Genomic DNA, 17,230 nt, shown 5'->3' on the forward strand with positions numbered 1-17,230 from the left:
GCTGCAAGCCTAGCGTGCCCCCGGCTCATGCGCAATGCCAGCATCTAATTGATTGCATGACTTGCGTAAGCGACTGCTTTTCCGCACTAAAATGGCGTATAGTTTGCAAAAACGGGCCGATTGCGAGAGGGGCAGCGCATATGAGTATTGTCGGGGGTGGCAGACGGTCGATTGGCGCGCTGCTTCTATGTCTTATTGCTTTTTCAGTACCGGCCGTGGTCCACGCGCAAAGCGCGGCTGAGCCATCGGTTGCCGCGCCGCCCCCGGAAAAGGTCCGAGAACTCATTCAGTTGATGAATGAGCCTGACGTCAAGCAGTGGCTTACGTCGCAGCTCAATGCCAAGCCTGCTTCCGCGGACAAGCCTGCCTCCGGCGGCGGTCAGATGTCGGAATTGTCGGATACCCTTGGCCATACGCGGCGGCACTTGGAGCTAGTGTCTGGTGCAGCGATGACGTTGCCTTCCGAGGTGATGACGGCCACTATGAAGCTTGAAAACGAAGGTGAGGCGGCCGGCCGGCTGCGCATCGGCATCCAGGCACTGGTGCTGTTTTTCTTCGGTCTGGTGGCCGAACTGGTGGTGGCGCGCCTGATCAACGCCAAGCATATGCAGCTTACCGAAAGGGCGGCTGGGGTCGAGACCGAATTGCAGGCGGCGCGCTTTCAGTTCATGGGCGGCGTGGTGCCGGCCATCGTCCACGGCGTGGCTATGCTGGTTCCGCTGCTCATCTTCGACTGGCCGCCGATCATCGAAAGTTTTGCGATCGCCTGCGTGATCGCGATTGTCTCCATGCGGCTGGCGGTTTCGCTCGGTAGATTGTTGATGGAGTTGATCGCGATGCGTCGGGCGAGCGATGTTCTCGACGAGGATGGCGGCGCCGCGCGTATCGCCGAGCGGCGGCGGGTTGCGAAATACTGGTATAGGCGAGGCACGCTGTTCGTCATCTATTTTGCCTGCGGCTGGGCGGTGATCCAGGCCATGCTGCCGCTTGGCTTCTCCGATGGCGCCCGCGCTCTTGTCGGCTATACGCTTGGCATCGGCCTGTTCCTGATTGCCGTCGAGGCAGTCTGGGCGCGCCCTGCGCATCCTGGAGCGAACGGCAGAAAGGTCATCTCATGGCTGTTGACGATCTATTTCGCCGCGCTTTGGTGCCTGTGGGTGACCGGCTTTAATGGCCTGCTCTGGCTTGGCATCTACGCCATTCTGCTGCCGCGCGCGCTCTCTGTGTCCTCGCGGGCGGTGGAGGCGCTGCATGATGCGGCCAGCGGCGTTCTTGGTGCCGGCAAGCTTGCGACGGTGATGCTGGACCGCGGCGTCCGTGCGGTCATCATCGCGCTTGCCGCCCTCTGGCTCGGACACATGCTCGGTGTCGAGGCAGCCATGATGATGAGGCAGCCTGAATCCACGATCGACCGCGTGGCCCGCGGCATCCTCGGCGGCATCGTCATTCTGCTGGCCGCCGATTTGCTCTGGCATCTATCGAAAACCTACATCAACGGCAAACTGTCGGCATCCGCGCCGCTCGTCAACGACAGCGAGGAGATGAGGGCCCGGCGCGCCCGGCTGCACACGCTGCTGCCGATCTTCCGCAATATCCTTGCCGTTGTCATCGGCATCATCGCCATCATGATGGTGCTGTCGGGTCTCGGCATCGAGATCGGGCCGCTGATCGCCGGTGCCGGCGTGGTTGGCGTCGCTGTCGGTTTCGGCGCGCAGACCATTGTCAAGGATGTCATCAGCGGCATCTTCTATCTCTGGGACGATGCCTTCCGCATCGGCGAATATATCGAAAGCGGCAATCACAAGGGCGTGGTGGAATCCTTCAGTCTTCGCTCCGTGAAACTTCGCCATCAGCGCGGTCCGCTGGCGACGGTTCCCTTCGGTGCGCTCGGAGCGGTCAACAACATGAACCGCGACTGGGCGATCGACAAGATCATCCTGAAGGTCACCTACGACACCGATCTCGCGAAGACCAAGCGCATCATCAAGGAGATCGGCCAGCGGTTGCTCGACGATCCGGAACTGGCACCCAACATCATCCAGACACTGAAGATGAAGGGCGTCGAGCAGTTCGGCGATTTCGCGATCGAGATCAGGCTGGCGATCACCACCAAGCCCGGCGAAGTTTCCGTCATCCGCCGCAACGCCCTGGCGATGATCAAGCAGGCCTTCGATGAAAACGACATCCATTTTGCGTTCCCGACTGTGCAGGTTGCAAGCGAGAAGGATGCGGCCGCCGCGGCTGCCCGCCAGGTGATCGAGATGCGGACCGCAGGCATCGAAGGCGAACAACAGGCGGGCTAGAGCAATTCCAGGAAAAGAGAGCGGGCAAGCGATTTCGTGAAACGCTAGCCCGCTCTAGCAGTCGGCCTCAGAAGGTCTCCTTATAGGGGCGCAGGTCGATCTCCTGCGTCCAGGCGGAGGGATGCTGGCGGTGGATATGCCAGTAGGTCTCAGCGATGGCATCGATGTTGAGCAGCGTGTCGGCCTGCACGTCCGGCCGCCTTGATCGCAATCTTTCGCCGTCGATGCCGCCATCGATGATGGTGTGGGCGACATGCAGGCCGAGCGGCCCGAATTCCCGTGCCATGCTCTGGCTGATCATCCTCAAGCCTGCCTTGGCGGCGGCGAACTGCGCAAATCCGGCCTTGCCGCGCAGGCTCGCCGAGGCGCCGGTAAAGATCACCGTGCCGCGTCCGAGGGGGACGAGATGCCGGGCCGCCTCGCGCCCGACGAGGAAGCCGCCGAAGCAGCAGATGCGCCAGAATTCCTCGAACTCGGCGGCGGTGACACCGCGAAAGCCGATGTGGCGGTTAATGCCGGCGTTGAAAACGATGAAGTCGGGCGGATCAATGTCGTCCTGCGGCGCAAAGGCATGCTCGAACAGCCGCTTTACTGCCGCCTCGTCGGTCGCATCGGTTTCTATGGCTTCGGCGCTGCCGCCGGAGGCGTTGATGGCGTCGGCGATCTTGGTGATCTTTTCCAGCGTCCGGCTGGCGATGAAGACGTGGTAGCCTTTGTCGGCGAGCAGCCGGCAGAGGGCGGCACCGAGACCTTGTTCCGCTCCCACTCCAACGATGATGGCGCTTGGCGTGCTCATTCCGCTGCCTCCCTGGCGTCCAGTGTCGGATAATCCGTATAGCCCTCCGTGCCGCCGCCGTAAAAGGTCGGGCGGTGATAGGAGTTGAGGCCCGCGCCGCGGCGAATGCGTTCCGGCAGATCGGGATTGGCTATGAACAGGCGGCCGAAGGCGATGGCATCGGCATGGCCGGCGGCAAGGGCCGCCTCGGCGGTTTCGGGCTTGAAATTGCCGGCGGCGATCAAGGTTCCCGACCAGGCGGGGCGGAAGAGCTCGGCTGCCGACGGTACGTTCTTGTGGTCGACTTCGGCTTGGCCTGCACCGCTGGCGCGCGGCTCGATCAGATGCAGATAGGCAAGATGCAGACGGTCGAGCTCTCGAATGACATGACCGTAGAGCCGCAGTGGATCGTCCTCGCCGCTGTCGTTGGCAATGCCGAAGGGAGAGAGGCGGACACCGACGCGATCCGAACCCCAGAGCCTGGATACTTCTTCGATCACTTCGAGCAGCAGGCGTGTCCGGTTCTCGATCGATCCGCCATATTGGTCGGTGCGGTGGTTCGAACGGGCCTGCAGGAATTGTTCGATTAGATAGCCGTTGGCGCCATGGATTTCGACGCCGTCGAAACCGGCCTCCTTCGCATTGGCCGCGGCCTGGCCATAGACGTCGATCAGTAGCGGCATCAGATCGGTATCGATCGCCTGCGGTGTCTCAAAGGGCACGCGTTCGAATGATGCCGTGAAAGCATTTCCGGAAGCCGCGATCGCCGAGGGGGCGCATGGCGGAAGGCCACCGGGCTGATGCGAGGAATGGGAAATGCGGCCGACATGCCAGAGCTGGAGGAATATTCGGCCGCGCTTGGCATGAACCGCATCGGTGACCGCTTTCCAGCCGGCGATCTGCTCCGGCGTATGGATGCCCGGCGTTGCCGGCATGCCCTGTCCGCTCGGCGAAATCTGCGAGCCTTCGGAAATGATCAACCCACCAGGCGAGGCGCGCTGCGCATAATATTCGGCGTTCATGGCGGAAGGCACATTGCCCGGCTGGCTTGCCCGCATGCGCGTCAACGGCGCCATGACGACGCGATGCGCCAGTTCGTAAGGACCGACGGCGAGCGGCGAAAATAAGGTAGCTGTCATGAAATCTCCTGCCTGGAGCGGATTTTGCTCCCTGGGCGGACGGGCCGATCAGCGGCGGTTCGGTCGGGGGAACATTCGAAATATGATGATCATCATTTATCCGAACAATCGGACGCGCGCAACCAAATCCCGCGCAAACAAGACTCGATGGTGACGAACGCTGCCGGAGGCTACGCCGCAATCTTGCGAAGGAAAGCCAATATCGTATCGTTGAACTGTGCCGGCCGCTGCAGCGGCGCGAAATGGCTGACGCCGGAAAGCAGGATGAACTCGGCACCGGGGATGCTGCGGGCGAGATGGTCGGCATGCTCGCGCTTGATGAATTCGTCGTGTTCGCTGTGGACGATTGCGACGGGTACGTCGATCTCCGCGAGATCGGAGGCGGAATAGTTCGGCTCCGTCCGCTGCATCAGGCCGACCGCCTGAACGAAGGCGTCGAACTGATCCGGCGTCGCCGACAAGGCGGCATAATCCTTCACATGCCGGGAAAAGCAGCGGTCGATGATCGGCGTTGGCACGAATCCCTTCGTGCCGCTGGGGTCCATGTTGCATGCGAAATAGAAAACGCCGGCAATGCGCGCCGGATTGGTCCTCGCGAGGATCAAACCGGTGCACGCCCCATCGCTCCATCCGACGACGGCTGCCTTTTCGATGCGCAGCCTGTCCATCACCGCCAAGACGTCCGACGCCATCAGTTCATAGCTATAGGGCCGCACATCGCGCGTGCTGCGCCCATGGCCGCGGCTGTCGATGACGACTGCCCGGTAGCCGGCTTCGATCAAGGCCGGAACCTGGTACCCCCAATTGCCGCTGTTCCCGAGACCGCCATGCAGCAGGATCACCGGCATGCCCGCGCCATAGGCCGCATACCAGATGCGGGCGCCGTCGTGTTCGACATAACCCTGGACATCCGCGGCCGGCAGCGCCGCCGCGCCATCTGCGGCAAATTTTTCGAGATCGTCGTCCTGGAATTCCATGCTGATCCGCCTCCCTGACACCGCCCTTATATCGCATGACGCCGTGAACTCGAAACCCGGAAGAGCGGCTTTGCCGGCCGATGTTGCGCTAGAAGAACGGGCGCAGGGCCAGCTCCGCACCGAGCAGGATGAGGGCTATCAGGAACCATCGGCGAAACGTTGCGGGGCTGACCCTCCGCCGGATCGCCTGTCCCAGCCACATTCCGAGCAGCGCCGGCGCGACAGCGAGAGAGGACATCGCCAGATTGTCGAGCTGAAAAGCACCGCGCGAGGCCAAGCCGATCGCAAGCGCGATGGTCGAAACCGTGAAGGAAAGCCCGAGAGCCTGGATCAGATCGTCCTTGCCCAATCCGAGAGCCTGCAGATAGGGAACGGCGGGAATGACGAGGACACCGGTGCCCCCGGTGACAGCGCCGGTCATCAGCCCGATCAGGGGCGATAGCCAGGGCTCCGCCCGCTTCGGCACGGCCAATTGCCGGGCAAATAGGGTATAGCCGGCATAGATCATCAGGGCGGTCCCGAGCGCCATCGTGGTCCAGCGAGTATTACCGCTCGCCAGAAGCGAGGAGGTGGCAACCGTGCTGATCAGGATACCGAGCAGCATGGCCCAAAGCCTGCCGGCGAGTGCAGCAAAACGCGGTCCGGCGAATAATTGCCAGATATTGGAGACGAAGGACGGCACGATCAGCAGGGCCGCTGCCGCAACCGGCGGCATGATGGTGCCAAGCAACCCCATGGCAACCGTCGGCAAGCCCATGCCGGTGACGCCCTTGACGATGCCGGCGAGAAAAAAGGTCAAGGCGGTGGCGAGGATCAGCCAGGAGGAATGATCGAACATGCCGCCAGTTGTGCCAAGTCTGCAGGCCGCACGCAATGCGGAATGGGTCCCTAATTGAGAATACCACTTGACCTCGATCGAAGATCGTATACGTTATTCACATAAGGATATCGTATACGATATCGATAGTTGACGCCCGGGGGGAACGAAAAGAATGCCCTGCGCCCATCGCGCTACAGGCACTCGTTCCCCACGAAATCAAATGAACACTCAAGCACAGGGATCGGTCGATATGGGGTTCAAAAGAACAATTCACGCTGTTGATACGCACGCCGGCACGCCAATGCGCGTTGTCACTGGGGGCATTCCGCACATCCCTGGGAACTCGGTCTACGAGAAGATGAAATGGCTTGAAAGCAACGACGATCAGCTACGCAAGCTGCTATTGCGTGAGCCGCGCGGCTATTCGGCGCATTGCTGCAATATCATCGTGCCGCCCTCCCATCCTGAAGCGGATGCTGGCTATGTGATCATGGAGCAGATCGAATATCCCGTGATGTCTGGCGGCAATACCATTTCGGTGGTGACCGTATTGCTGGAAATGGGCATGCTTCCCATGAAAGAGCCCGTCACCGAGCTGGTTCTCGAGGCTCCCGCCGGACTGATCCGCGTCAAGGCGGAATGCAAAGACGGCAAGGTCAAGAACGTCACGTTCAAGAATGTTCCGGCATTTGCAGCCCACCTCGACGCTGTAATCGATGTGCCACATCTCGGTAAGGTCACTGTCGATGTTGGCTGGGGCGGGATGTTCTATGCCATCGCGGATGTCCGCCAGTTCCCTGGTCTTGAATTGATACCGGAGTACGGCAGAGAGATTGCGCGCGTTTCATCGATGATCAGGCAGGCAGCCATCGAACAGTTGCCGGTCATGCATCCGGACTATCCGGGCGTGGGCATCACGATCTCGCAGCTTTCCGGGCCGACAGACGACCCGAATGCCGACTGGAAAAATGCGGTGACGATGGCCTCGGGAGATTTTTCCTGGGACAATCCCGCCACCTGGACCGGAGCACTTGATCGCTGCCCCTGTGGCACTGGCACCTGCGCAAAAATGGCCGTGCTGCATGCAAAAGGTGAATTGCCGCTTAATCAGGCGTTTCGACATCAAGGCATTCTGGGCAACATTTATACCGGTCGCCTTGTCGAAGAGGCAACAATCGGGGACAAGCGCGCCGTCGTCCCGACCGTCTCCGGTACGAGCTGGATCTACGGATTGAATACAATTGTATTGGACAATGATGATCCGTTCACCGAGGGTTTCACAGTCGGAGATACCTGGGCCTAGTCTCCAGGCTGGAAGCTGATATTTCATTCTATCCGAACTGGATGCCAGCGCACCAAATGGGGTGCTGGCACAACGCCAAGGCTGCTACAGATTCTAGCCAGCCGGACAAAACGGAATTGGATATTTGACATGAATGAAGAGGTAGAACTCACTCAAGCGGAAGCCGAAGAGCTGGCGACACGAGCATGTCTCGCAGCCGGTGCCGACCCATCAAGTACCCGCTCGCTTGTGAACGCGACATTGTCCGCCGCACTCTACGGTCCAGCCACGCTCGGTTTTCCGCATATGGTGGACTACCTCAACAGCTTTCGTGAAGGGCGCATCAAGTGCGATCCAACGCCCACCCTAACGCGTCCCTTCCCTGCATTCTTTGTCTCCGACGCCGACAAGGGCATAGCGCAACTCGGCTTCGACCTCGCATTCCAGGGTTTAATCGAAGCGGCGCGAAATTTTGGAATTGCCGTCTTCACCCAAACCAATAGCTACACGGCGGGAGAACTAGGTTATTACGTCCGCAGGCTTGCCGAAGAGGGGATCGTTGGGCTCGCGGCGACGAATGCAAACGCTATGGTGGTTGCAAAGGCGGGTGGCCCGGCCGTCTACAGCACAAATCCGATGGCGTTTGGATTTCCGCTGGGGGATCGATCGCTGCCATTGATCATCGACCAGGCTTCGAGCGCGACGGCTTACGTCAACATCGTCGCTGCGGCTAACGAGGGCCGGCCGATCCCGGAAGGATGGGCGGTGGACGAAAATGGAATGGATACCCGCGATCCCGCCAAGGCACTGACCGGAGCCCTATTGCCTTTCGGCGGCCGCAAAGGCGCGAATGTAGCATTGCTGGTGGAAATGCTCTCCGCGGGCCTTTCGGGAGGGCCGTGGTCGTTGGACACGCCAGACTTCAGGTCGGGCGACGCATCTCCGGCAGTAGGATTGACGGTCATTGCCGTCATGCCAGGCCCTGATGGTGATGATCGCGTTGGCCGCGCGCATAAGCAAGCCCTCCGCCTGCAGGATCACGGCGTGTTCATTCCGGGTGTGGACGGCATTCCATACCCTCCGCCGTCGTCACAGGGGCTGAAGATGCCTCGCAGCGTATTCGAGGCGATTTGCGGCTTTTTCTCAGCGTAGGGGTCTCCCCCTACGGTCGACTGTCGCCTTGGCTTAGTCGTACTCCGCTATCACCTCGACAGCGGAGGTTTACGATTTATCGGTCGCTTTGGGTCGATGCGCCAGCAGAGATTCGCAGGCCCGCATGATGTGGGCATGAACCAGCGCAGCCGCCTCATCGACGTTACGTTTGCGGCATAGGTCCAGAATCTGCCTGTGCTCTCGGTCCGCAGTTTCCTGTCCGCTTGAGAGGGAAAGCTGGACCCTCAGATACCGCTCGATCCGGTCATTCACGGATCTGATCATGCTTAGTAGATATGGGCGATCGGCATCCTCGTAGAGGCAGGAATGGAATTGCCAGTTGAGTTCGGCCCACCTTGCGACGTTGGTTTCCAGCGCGAAGGCATCGCAGTAGGCTTGCGCTCGCTCGAACGTAGCCTCGGTCATATTCGGGATCGAAAACCGGATTGCGCTGGATTCCAATATTGCGCGGACCTCGAAAATCTGAACGATTTCGGGTTCGGAAACAGACGTTACAACGGCGCCCTTGTTCCGCTGGAATGCGACGAGCCCTTCCGCTTCAAGCCGCTTCAAAGCCTCCCGCACCGGAATTTTCGAGACGTTGAACATCCGCGCGACGTCATCTTGGCGGATGGGCTCGCCCTCGTCCAAAGTGCCGTCGATAATCGACTCGCGAATGAACTTAAGGATGATGTCGGACGCCGTCGGTGCGGCTCCGAGATTTGGAATAACCTCTGATTTTAGCGGCATTCGAACCCATTTCCACGGCTACGGCACAAGTCCACGAATATCGTAGACGATGTTGGATCTCAAGATATTGGCTTGGAGCATTTATCCTAGATCGTATCCCTTGGCTTGGATGGGTGGTCTATACGGCAATTTGCCAGGAACTGCCTTTAGCAAAATGCCTCTTGGCTCCTTACCGCAGCTCGGAGCGGGTATACGCAGGAATTGCTCCCTATCTTTGAAGTTGAAAATTTCTCGATATCAGTACGTGGATATATGAGTTGGCCGCGACTGCACGCCTATTGTTTGAGATGTACGACAGCCTAGGCGAGTTCCATGAGTCGTCGGCAACAAAATCGCTGCGTCTCCGTCGGAAATCAAGTATAACTTGATCGCTTCTTACTTAGGTTCGCCCTAAAGTTTCAGCCCAAGGTCGCCATTTTAAGCAATGCGATTTCCGACCGGGTAAGGACGGTGGAGTCACTAAACTGGAGTTCCGAGAGTGATCAACCATGTCCTGCAATCCTACGTCGTTCCCGTCTGCCTCTACGCTGAAGAGGGCAGAAAGGCCGGTCTGCGGAGGCTGGTCGGTAGTGCTTTCTTTTGTGGTTCAAAGGGATGTTTTTTAACCGCGCGACACGTAATGGATCAGGCCACCGCCGAAGCCGAAAAAGAAGGTTGGCTAATTGGTTTGTGCGCAAAAGCGGATAACGGGCAATCTGTCGATAGCGTTATCTACCCTCTTTCACTCTGGGAGTTCGCTGCCCATCCCTATGACATCGCGATAGGTCGTTTGGACTACTTTCCGGGCACGCCTTTGTTCGCGAAAAGCGCACATGTTGGTATCTTCGAGGAAGTCCGATCCCTAGGGTATCCTTCATCTGTGCATGTAAAGGACGGTGATGCCCTCTGGCTCAATTTGAGGGGGCAAAATGGACAGGTTCAACGTCTCACTCTTCCTCGGGACATGATCTCATCTCATCCTGACGGTTTCGAACTTAGCTTTCTGTTAAGTCCGGGCATGAGTGGCTGCCCTGTTTATACACTCGATGGAAATGTTATCGGAGTGGGCGTTGGCTCGTTCGGTTCCCGGATCGTAGAGCATGAGCTTTCTGAAGTAGATGACAACGGACACAAATTCACCGAGCAGCGGCTTCGGATCGAAGAATTTGGCTTTGCTCACGATCTTCGGGGGCTCCTTGATTGGACACCCGAATTGCTTGGAGGAATGAAACTCTCCGAGGCACTCGGTTCGTAGGGGCGGTTTCGACACCTACACCAAAGACAAATACATAGAGGAACGGCCCATGGCCCTTAAAGGGGGTGCGCTAAGCGCTGTTATAATCATAGCGTTACTTGTCGGCGCAAATTTTCTCTTCAAGGAGGACCCTACGCCCTCCCAGCAGAAGCTGTCAGCTAGCGAACAACTTTGCGTCAACGCCGCCGCCGAGATATTCAAGCAGACGATTGCTGCCGATGCGCAGCGCGCCAACGAGAGTGTTAACGTCTTAGAAAAATTGCCAAGTAGCACTCAAAATCCAGCGGAGTTCGCAAGTATTATTGCTTCGATGAATGCCCGCGATGTTCAGGCGGAAATTAATGAGGATGCGGCTTATTGCGAAAAACTAGCCTCGTGCTTCTCACAAGTTGACCACCAGAAGCGATTCAACGCTTGTTTTGGTGAAGCACAGAGGCAGCGAGCTTCCGATAAGAACTGACTTCGACCGGTTGTCTGCTTGGTCACAATGGATCGCTTGTTAAACCCGAGCGCTTCTTTTCGAGCGGGTGCAAAGCAGCGAAGTCACGGAATTAATTCCGTAATGAAGGTGAGCTTTGGCACGCATGGAGATTTTGACCGGCCAGGAACGCCAACGCGTTTGGTCTGACGAGCAGAGGCTGGGGATTTTGAGGAACGTTTCGGCGGGCATTGCCGCGGCCGCCGACATCGCTGTCAGCATGAAATCTGTCCAACCAAAGCGGGAAAGTTGCACAAACGAAAGGACAATAAGATGAAAAATCAACCGCTTGTTGATTTGATGGCGGACAGGGAGGGATTCGAACCCTCGGTACGCTTTCACGTACACACGCGTTCCAGGCGTGCGCCTTAAACCACTCGGCCACCTGTCCTTTGGCGTTTCGCAACCGGTCAGGAGGCAAATCGTCGGAACGGCCGCGATATATACCGATGAATTTCTTAGGATCAACCCGAATCTGACAGATTTTTGACTTCCCGACAGAAAACTCCAGACCTTTGGTCCATTGCGCTTGTCTGGCTCTCAACTTATCTAAGAAGAAGGATGGCGCAGAGTGCGGTCGGCCAGTCGTTTATGGCCGATGGAGTAATGAGTATGCGGAGGATACGATGCGCTTTTTGTTGCGTTTTGCCAGCCTTGTCGCGCTGGTCGTTGCGGTGATCGCCGGAACTATCGATTCCATTCAATCGGTTGCTGCCTCCGCCGTCGTGGTGACGCCGATGGAGGACGCTTGGAACGATGTCAGCCCATCCTCGCTTGCAACCGTCCAATCGCTGATTTCCTATTACATCCATCCGCGCCTTTATGATCTGGCCGTGCAGTGGCTGTTGTTCCAGCCGACGTTCGCGGTGTTCCTGGTGATCTCGCTGCTTCTGTGGATGATCGCCTACAAGAAGCCGCCTGTCGCAGGCCGCTTCAGCGTCTGAGACTTCGCTGACGCGTTGAATTCAGTCAACCAGGCGCCGGAGAGGGGAGAAGGAACTTGCTTGACCACGACCTCGGCCCCTTCGGCATAAAGGCAGAGCGCCGGAATTTCACTGCCGGCCTTACATACTTGCCCGCGACACCGTTTCATCGGCTTGGAATTCATATGGGAGCGCCGGTCAACTGTATGACGCCCACAATGCCGGGCGGATCGATGTCGAGCCAGGGGTTGGAGACGTAAGACGAGGCCGAACCAGCCTGCAAGAGGTTCTGGCTTCGATGACGAAAAATCTCTGATCTGGGAATTGGGATCTCGACACGACGGCCGAAGATCGAGCGATCGAGTCATGTTTCAGGCAATCGCGCTGATATAGATCGCGAGGGTATCAAGACAACTGATCGCGAGCGTGGTAAACCTTCGAGGTCGTTCCTGCGACATCTGTTGTCGGCCCTCGCTTGACTAATAAAATTGCAGTTTGAGGGCGAAAATGTTCAGAAATCAGCTCCTTTGAGCGGGTTTTTGGCAATTCCCACAAATCTTTACCAACTGAAAAATTTCTCGTGAATTTTTCCTGCAGCCATGCAAGGATGCGCGCCAGCTTGGCCTCGGGGGAGGCCGGCGGTTCCGCAGACATGTCCGGTCAACGGGCTTGCGGGAGGACCCAACAAGATAGCAACAATAGGGCTGCAACTCATGAAAAAATCCCTTTTGACCCTTTTCGCCTTGGCTGCCATGTCGGCAACGGCGCTTGCGGCCGACATCAAGCCGGCGATCGTTTATGGCACCGGCGGCAAGTTCGACAAGTCCTTCAACGAAGCTGCCTATAACGGCGCCGAAAGGTTCAAGAAGGAAACCGGCGTCGCCTATCGCGACTTCGAGCCGACGGGCGACACCCAGGGCGAACAGGCACTGCGCAACTTCGCCAGCAAGGGCTTCAATCCAGTTATCGCCGTCTCCTTCGCCTGGACGTCCGCTCTGCAGAAGGTTGCCGCTGAATATCCGAAGACCCAGTTCGTTCTGATCGACGACAGCCTCGATCTGCCGAACGTTCGCTCCGTCAAGTTCAAGGAAAACGAAGGTTCCTACCTGGCTGGCGTCATGGCTGCCATGGCTTCGAAGTCCGGCAAGATCGGCTTCGTCGGCGGCATGGACATTCCGCTGATCCGCAAGTTCGAATGTGGCTATGAGCAGGGCGCCCGCGCTGCCAATCCGAAGATCGAAGTCTTCCAGAACATGACCGGCACGACCGGTGCTGCCTGGAACGACCCGGTTCGCGGCGGCGAGCTCACCAAGAACCAGATCGACCAGGGTGCCGACGTTGTTTACGCGGCTGCCGGCGCGACCGGCCTCGGCGTGCTGCAGACGGCCGCCGACAACAAGAAGCTCTCGGTCGGCGTCGATAGCAACCAGAACTATCTGCATCCGGGTTCGGTCCTGACTTCCGTCGTCAAGCGCGTCGACCTCGCCGTCTATAACGCCTTCACCGACTCCAAGAACGGCAAGTTCACCGCCGGCACGCAGGAGCTCGGCCTCAAGGAAGAGGGCGTCGGCGCGGCCATGGACGACAACAACAAGCCGCTCGTCACGCCGGAAATGAAGGCTGCCGTCGACAAGGCGACCGCCGATATCATTGCCGGCAAGATCAAGGTCCACGACTACACGACCGACAACGCCTGCCCGAAGAGCTGATATGAAATAAGGGCGTATGACGTATCCAAAACGTCATACGCCCTTTTCTTATCCGGAAGTCTGATTTCTGGAGCTGCGTAGTGAGCCAAACGCCTGCCATCGAACTCGTGGGCATCGACAAGAAGTTCGGTGCTGTTCATGCCAACAAAGATATCAACCTGACCGTCGCCAAGGGCTCGATCCACGGGATCATCGGTGAGAACGGTGCCGGGAAGTCGACTCTGATGTCGATCATCTACGGCTTCTATCATGCCGACAGTGGCGAGATTCGCATCAACGGCAATCCTATCGCCATCCGCGACAGCCAGACGGCGATTGCCGCTGGGATCGGCATGGTGCACCAGCATTTCATGCTGGTCGACAATTTCTCCGTGCTGGAAAACGTCATGCTCGGCGCCGAGGGCGGCGCCTTGTTGGCGAAGGGTGTCACGGCCGCCCGCGCCGAACTGAGGCGCCTGGAGACGGATTACGGCCTCGATGTCGATCCGGACGCCTTGATCGAGGAGCTTCCCGTCGGTCAGCAGCAGCGCGTCGAGATCCTGAAGGCCATGTATCGTGGCGCCGAGATCCTGATCCTGGACGAGCCGACCGGCGTTTTGACGCCAGCCGAAGCCGACAATCTGTTCCGAATCCTCCGCGTGTTGCGCGACCAGGGCAAGACCATCATCCTCATCACCCATAAGCTGCGCGAAATCATGGCGATCACCGATACGGTATCGGTCATGCGCCGCGGCGAAATGGTCGCCACGCGCAAGACGGCGGAAACCACCGTCGAAGAGCTCGCCGAGCTGATGGTCGGCCGTCGCGTGTTGCTGCGCGTCGAAAAAGGCTCCGCCCATCCCGGAGAGGTCGTGCTTTCCGTTCGCAACCTGACCGTCAAGGATGGCCGTGGCGTGACCATGGTCGACAATGTTTCCTTCGATGTCCGAGCCGGCGAGATCGTCGGTATCGCCGGCGTTGCCGGCAACGGCCAGTCGGAACTGTTGGAGGCGATCGCCGGCATCCGTAAGCCGGCGTCCGGCGAAATCTACCTGCATGGCGAGCCGATCGGTATCGCCGACCCGGCAGCGCTGCGTGAGCTTGGCCTTGCCCATATCCCGGAAGACCGCCATCACATGGGCCTCGTCCTCAAGTTTGAGGAATATGAAAATTCCATTCTCGGCTATCACCGCGACACCAAATATGGGCGCGGCGGCATGCTCGATCTCGACGCCATGCGCAAGGATGCGCTGGAGAAGATCGAGAAATACGACATTCGCCCGCCGAACGCCCGGCTGAAAACAGCCAATTTTTCGGGCGGCAACCAGCAGAAGATCGTCGTTGCCCGCGAGATCGAGCGCGATCCGAAGGCCCTGCTGATCGGCCAACCGACACGCGGCGTCGATATCGGCGCCATCGAATTCATCCATCGCCGCATCATCGAAATGCGCGATGCCGGCAAGGCGATCCTGCTGGTATCGGTGGAGCTGGATGAGATCCGCGCGCTTTCGGACCGCATCCTCGTCATGTTCGCCGGCCACATCGTCGGCGAGAAAACGGCTGACGCCGGTGAACAGACACTCGGCCTGATGATGGCCGGCATTGCCGCATGAGGCCTTGATGAGCACTGCTTCCGTTCCGCTTCCCAATTGGATCAATTATGGCCTGATCCCGGTCATCAACCTCATTATCGCCTTCCTGATTTCCGGCCTCGTGGTCTGGTTCATCGGTGAAAGCCCGCTGGATGCGCTGAACCTGCTGCTGCAGGGCGCGCTCGGGAGCGGCGAGGGCATCGGCTTCACGCTGTTCTATGCCACGAGTTTCATTTTCACCGGTCTGTCGGTGGCCGTGGCCATCCATGCCGGCCTGTTCAACATCGGCTCCGAAGGTCAGGCCTACGTCGGCGGCCTCGGCTGCGCGCTGGTGGCGCTGACGCTCGATAAGTATGTGCCCTGGTACGTGACGATGCCTTTCGCGGTCATCGGTTCAGCCATTTTCGGCGCGCTCTGGGCTCTTATTCCCGCCTGGCTCCAAGCCAAGCGCGGCAGCCATGTGGTCATCACCACCATCATGTTCAACTTCATCGCCTCGGCGATGATGAATTTCATCCTGGTGCATGTGCTGATCGTGCCCGGCAAGATGGCGCCGGAAACCCGCACTTTCCTCGCGGGCGGCCAGCTTCCGAAGCTGGACTGGCTGATGGGCATCTTCGGTTCGACGATCGGTGCGGCGCCCCTTAACGTTTCCTTCCTGATCGCGCTGGTCATGTGCTTCCTCGTCTGGTTGCTCGTCTGGCGTACCAAGCTCGGCTATGAAATGCGCACGCTGGGCTTGAGCCCAACGGCTGCCGTCTATGCCGGCATTCCCTATGCCCGCACGGTCATCATCGCCATGCTGCTCTCGGGCGGTTTGGCCGGCATGATGGCGCTCAATCCGGTGATGGGCGCTTCGGCGCGCCTGCAGGTCGAGTTCGTGCTCGGCGCCGGTTTCGTCGGCATCGCCGTCTCGCTGATGGGCCGCAACCATCCGGTCGGCATCATCCTGGCGGCGATCCTGTTCGGCATTCTCTATCAGGGTGGCGATGCGCTTTCCTTCGACATGCCCAACATTACGCGCGACATGATCGTGGTCATCCAGGGTCTGGTCATCCTCTTCGCCGGCGCCCTCGAATATATGTTCCGGCCCGCGCTGGTGCGCACCTATCAAAAATTCGCCACGACGTGAGGATCGGACGATGGAATATTATGATCTCCTCATCAGCATACTTGGCTCGACCATCCGCCTGTCGATTCCGTTGATCTTCACGGCTCTTGCCGGCCTGTTTTCCGAGCGCGCCGGCATTTTCGACATCGGCCTCGAAGGCAAGATGCTGGCATCCGCCTTCGCCGCCGCCTGTGTCGCCTCCGTCTCCGGTTCGGCCTGGGCTGGTCTCGGCGCCGGCATTGTCATATCGGTCGCCTTTGGCCTGCTGCATGGCTTCGCCTCGATCACCAATCGCGGCAACCAGATCGTCTCCGGTGTTGCAATCAACTTCCTGACCGCCGGCCTGACCATCGTGCTTGGCCAGGCCTGGTTCGGCCAGGGCGGGCGCACGCCGACGCTGCCGGCCGAGGCGCGTTTCGCTTCGATCACGCTGCCGGGCGCCGCCGCCATTCATGACGTGCCCTTCATCGGGCCGCTCTATGCCAACGTCATCTCCGGCAACAATATCCTCACCTATCTCGCCTTCCTTGCTGTGCCGATTTCCTGGTGGATCCTCTATCGCACCCGTTTCGGCCTTCGCCTGCGCGCCGTCGGCGAAAATCCGGGCGCCGTCGATACGGCCGGCATCTCCGTCGAGTGGCTGCGCTATCGGTCGCTGATCGTCGCCGGCATTCTCTGCGGCTTCTCCGGCACCTATCTTGCCATTGCCCAATCGGCTGCCTTCATCAACAACATGTCGGCGGGCAAGGGCTATATCGCGCTCGCGGCGCTGATCTTCGCCAAATGGAAGCCGGTGCCGGTCATGTTCACCTGCCTGCTCTTCGGCTTTCTCGATGCTTTCGCCAATTTCATGCAGGGCAAGGCGGTGCCTGGCATCGGTGAAGTGCCGGTGCAGATTTTCCAGGCGTTGCCCTATATCTTGACCTGTATCCTGCTCGCAGGCTTCATCGGCGTCGCCAAACCGCCAAAGGCGGGCGGCGTGCCCTACACCAAGGAGCGCTGATCC

General features: G+C 59.1%; 16 protein-coding genes and 1 tRNA gene. 10 read left to right on the plus strand and 7 right to left on the minus strand.

The genetic code is table 11. From position 1 onward, the window contains the following. Window positions 1–140 precede the first annotated feature (140 nt). Window positions 141–2,303 (plus strand): mechanosensitive ion channel family protein, encoded by a 2,163-nt coding sequence (locus C9E91_RS01235; RefSeq protein ID WP_107106558.1) that lies wholly within the window; start codon window positions 141–143, stop codon window positions 2,301–2,303. A 67-nt stretch (window positions 2,304–2,370) separates the two neighbouring features. Here the strand turns inward: C9E91_RS01235 and C9E91_RS01240 are convergent, their stop codons facing one another. From C9E91_RS01240 to C9E91_RS01255, 4 genes are all read right to left on the minus strand, one after another. Continuing rightward, the gene (locus tag C9E91_RS01240) at window positions 2,371–3,099 is read right to left on the minus strand and encodes an SDR family NAD(P)-dependent oxidoreductase (RefSeq protein ID WP_107106559.1); all 729 of its coding nucleotides are present in this window, start codon (window positions 3,097–3,099) and stop codon (window positions 2,371–2,373) included. Beyond that, complete coding sequence (locus C9E91_RS01245) at window positions 3,096–4,217, minus strand: alkene reductase (protein WP_107106560.1); 1,122 nt, start codon at window positions 4,215–4,217, stop codon at window positions 3,096–3,098. Before C9E91_RS01245 ends, C9E91_RS01240 begins: the two co-directional genes overlap by 4 nt. Before the next feature lie 170 nt (window positions 4,218–4,387). Beyond that, complete coding sequence (locus C9E91_RS01250; protein ID WP_107106561.1) at window positions 4,388–5,194, minus strand: alpha/beta fold hydrolase; 807 nt, start codon at window positions 5,192–5,194, stop codon at window positions 4,388–4,390. Between the two features lie 88 nt (window positions 5,195–5,282). Then, the gene (locus C9E91_RS01255) at window positions 5,283–6,032 is read right to left on the minus strand and encodes a sulfite exporter TauE/SafE family protein (protein ID WP_107106562.1); all 750 of its coding nucleotides are present in this window, start codon (window positions 6,030–6,032) and stop codon (window positions 5,283–5,285) included. 202 nt (window positions 6,033–6,234) lie between these two features. Between C9E91_RS01255 and C9E91_RS01260 the strand changes: the two genes are divergently transcribed. Both C9E91_RS01260 and C9E91_RS01265 read left to right on the plus strand, forming a co-directional pair. Next, the gene (locus C9E91_RS01260; RefSeq protein ID WP_245407397.1) at window positions 6,235–7,317 is read left to right on the plus strand and encodes a proline racemase family protein; all 1,083 of its coding nucleotides are present in this window, start codon (window positions 6,235–6,237) and stop codon (window positions 7,315–7,317) included. A 129-nt stretch (window positions 7,318–7,446) separates the two neighbouring features. Further along, window positions 7,447–8,448, plus strand: coding sequence for an Ldh family oxidoreductase (locus tag C9E91_RS01265; RefSeq protein ID WP_107106563.1), 1,002 nt, complete (start codon window positions 7,447–7,449; stop codon window positions 8,446–8,448). A 69-nt stretch (window positions 8,449–8,517) separates the two neighbouring features. On the opposite strand, the gene C9E91_RS01270 is transcribed toward C9E91_RS01265, so the two are convergent. After that, the gene (locus C9E91_RS01270) at window positions 8,518–9,198 is read right to left on the minus strand and encodes a GntR family transcriptional regulator (protein ID WP_107106564.1); all 681 of its coding nucleotides are present in this window, start codon (window positions 9,196–9,198) and stop codon (window positions 8,518–8,520) included. 478 nt (window positions 9,199–9,676) lie between these two features. Here C9E91_RS01270 and C9E91_RS01275 point away from each other — a divergent pair, with 478 nt between their 5' ends. Next, window positions 9,677–10,432 (plus strand): S1 family peptidase, encoded by a 756-nt coding sequence (locus tag C9E91_RS01275; protein WP_107106565.1) that lies wholly within the window; start codon window positions 9,677–9,679, stop codon window positions 10,430–10,432. A gap of 49 nt (window positions 10,433–10,481) precedes the next feature. Then, window positions 10,482–10,892 carry a hypothetical protein gene (locus C9E91_RS01280; RefSeq protein WP_107106566.1) on the plus strand — a complete coding sequence of 137 codons (411 nt, stop codon included), beginning with the start codon at window positions 10,482–10,484 and terminating at the stop codon, window positions 10,890–10,892. 319 nt (window positions 10,893–11,211) lie between these two features. On the opposite strand, the gene C9E91_RS01285 is transcribed toward C9E91_RS01280, so the two are convergent. Continuing rightward, window positions 11,212–11,301 (minus strand) — tRNA-Ser (locus tag C9E91_RS01285). Between the two features lie 235 nt (window positions 11,302–11,536). Here C9E91_RS01285 and C9E91_RS01290 point away from each other — a divergent pair. Next, entirely contained in the window at window positions 11,537–11,854 is a 318-nt protein-coding gene (locus C9E91_RS01290; RefSeq protein ID WP_107106567.1) for a hypothetical protein, read from the plus strand. A 384-nt stretch (window positions 11,855–12,238) separates the two neighbouring features. Here the strand turns inward: C9E91_RS01290 and C9E91_RS19620 are convergent, their stop codons facing one another. Further along, window positions 12,239–12,487, minus strand: coding sequence for a hypothetical protein (locus tag C9E91_RS19620; protein WP_146143967.1), 249 nt, complete (start codon window positions 12,485–12,487; stop codon window positions 12,239–12,241). A 59-nt stretch (window positions 12,488–12,546) separates the two neighbouring features. On the opposite strand from C9E91_RS19620, the gene C9E91_RS01295 reads away from it, so the two are divergent. The 4 genes from C9E91_RS01295 to C9E91_RS01310 all read left to right on the plus strand — a co-directional run bounded on the left by C9E91_RS01295 (window position 12,547) and on the right by C9E91_RS01310 (window position 17,227). Next, window positions 12,547–13,542 carry a BMP family lipoprotein gene (locus tag C9E91_RS01295; protein ID WP_107106568.1) on the plus strand — a complete coding sequence of 332 codons (996 nt, stop codon included), beginning with the start codon at window positions 12,547–12,549 and terminating at the stop codon, window positions 13,540–13,542. Between the two features lie 80 nt (window positions 13,543–13,622). Next, a complete protein-coding gene (locus C9E91_RS01300) occupies window positions 13,623–15,134 on the plus strand; it encodes an ABC transporter ATP-binding protein (protein ID WP_107106569.1) in 1,512 nt (503 codons plus the stop codon). 7 nt (window positions 15,135–15,141) lie between these two features. Continuing rightward, complete coding sequence (locus tag C9E91_RS01305) at window positions 15,142–16,245, plus strand: ABC transporter permease (RefSeq protein ID WP_107106570.1); 1,104 nt, start codon at window positions 15,142–15,144, stop codon at window positions 16,243–16,245. Window positions 16,246–16,255: 10 nt separating this feature from the next. Further along, window positions 16,256–17,227, plus strand: a complete 972-nt coding sequence (locus C9E91_RS01310; protein ID WP_107106571.1) for an ABC transporter permease — start codon at window positions 16,256–16,258, stop codon at window positions 17,225–17,227. Window positions 17,228–17,230: the final 3 nt, after the last annotated feature.

The sequence above is a fragment of the Rhizobium sp. SEMIA4064 genome, from assembly GCF_003025035.1.
GTDB classification, from domain to species: domain Bacteria; phylum Pseudomonadota; class Alphaproteobacteria; order Rhizobiales; family Rhizobiaceae; genus Rhizobium; species Rhizobium paranaense.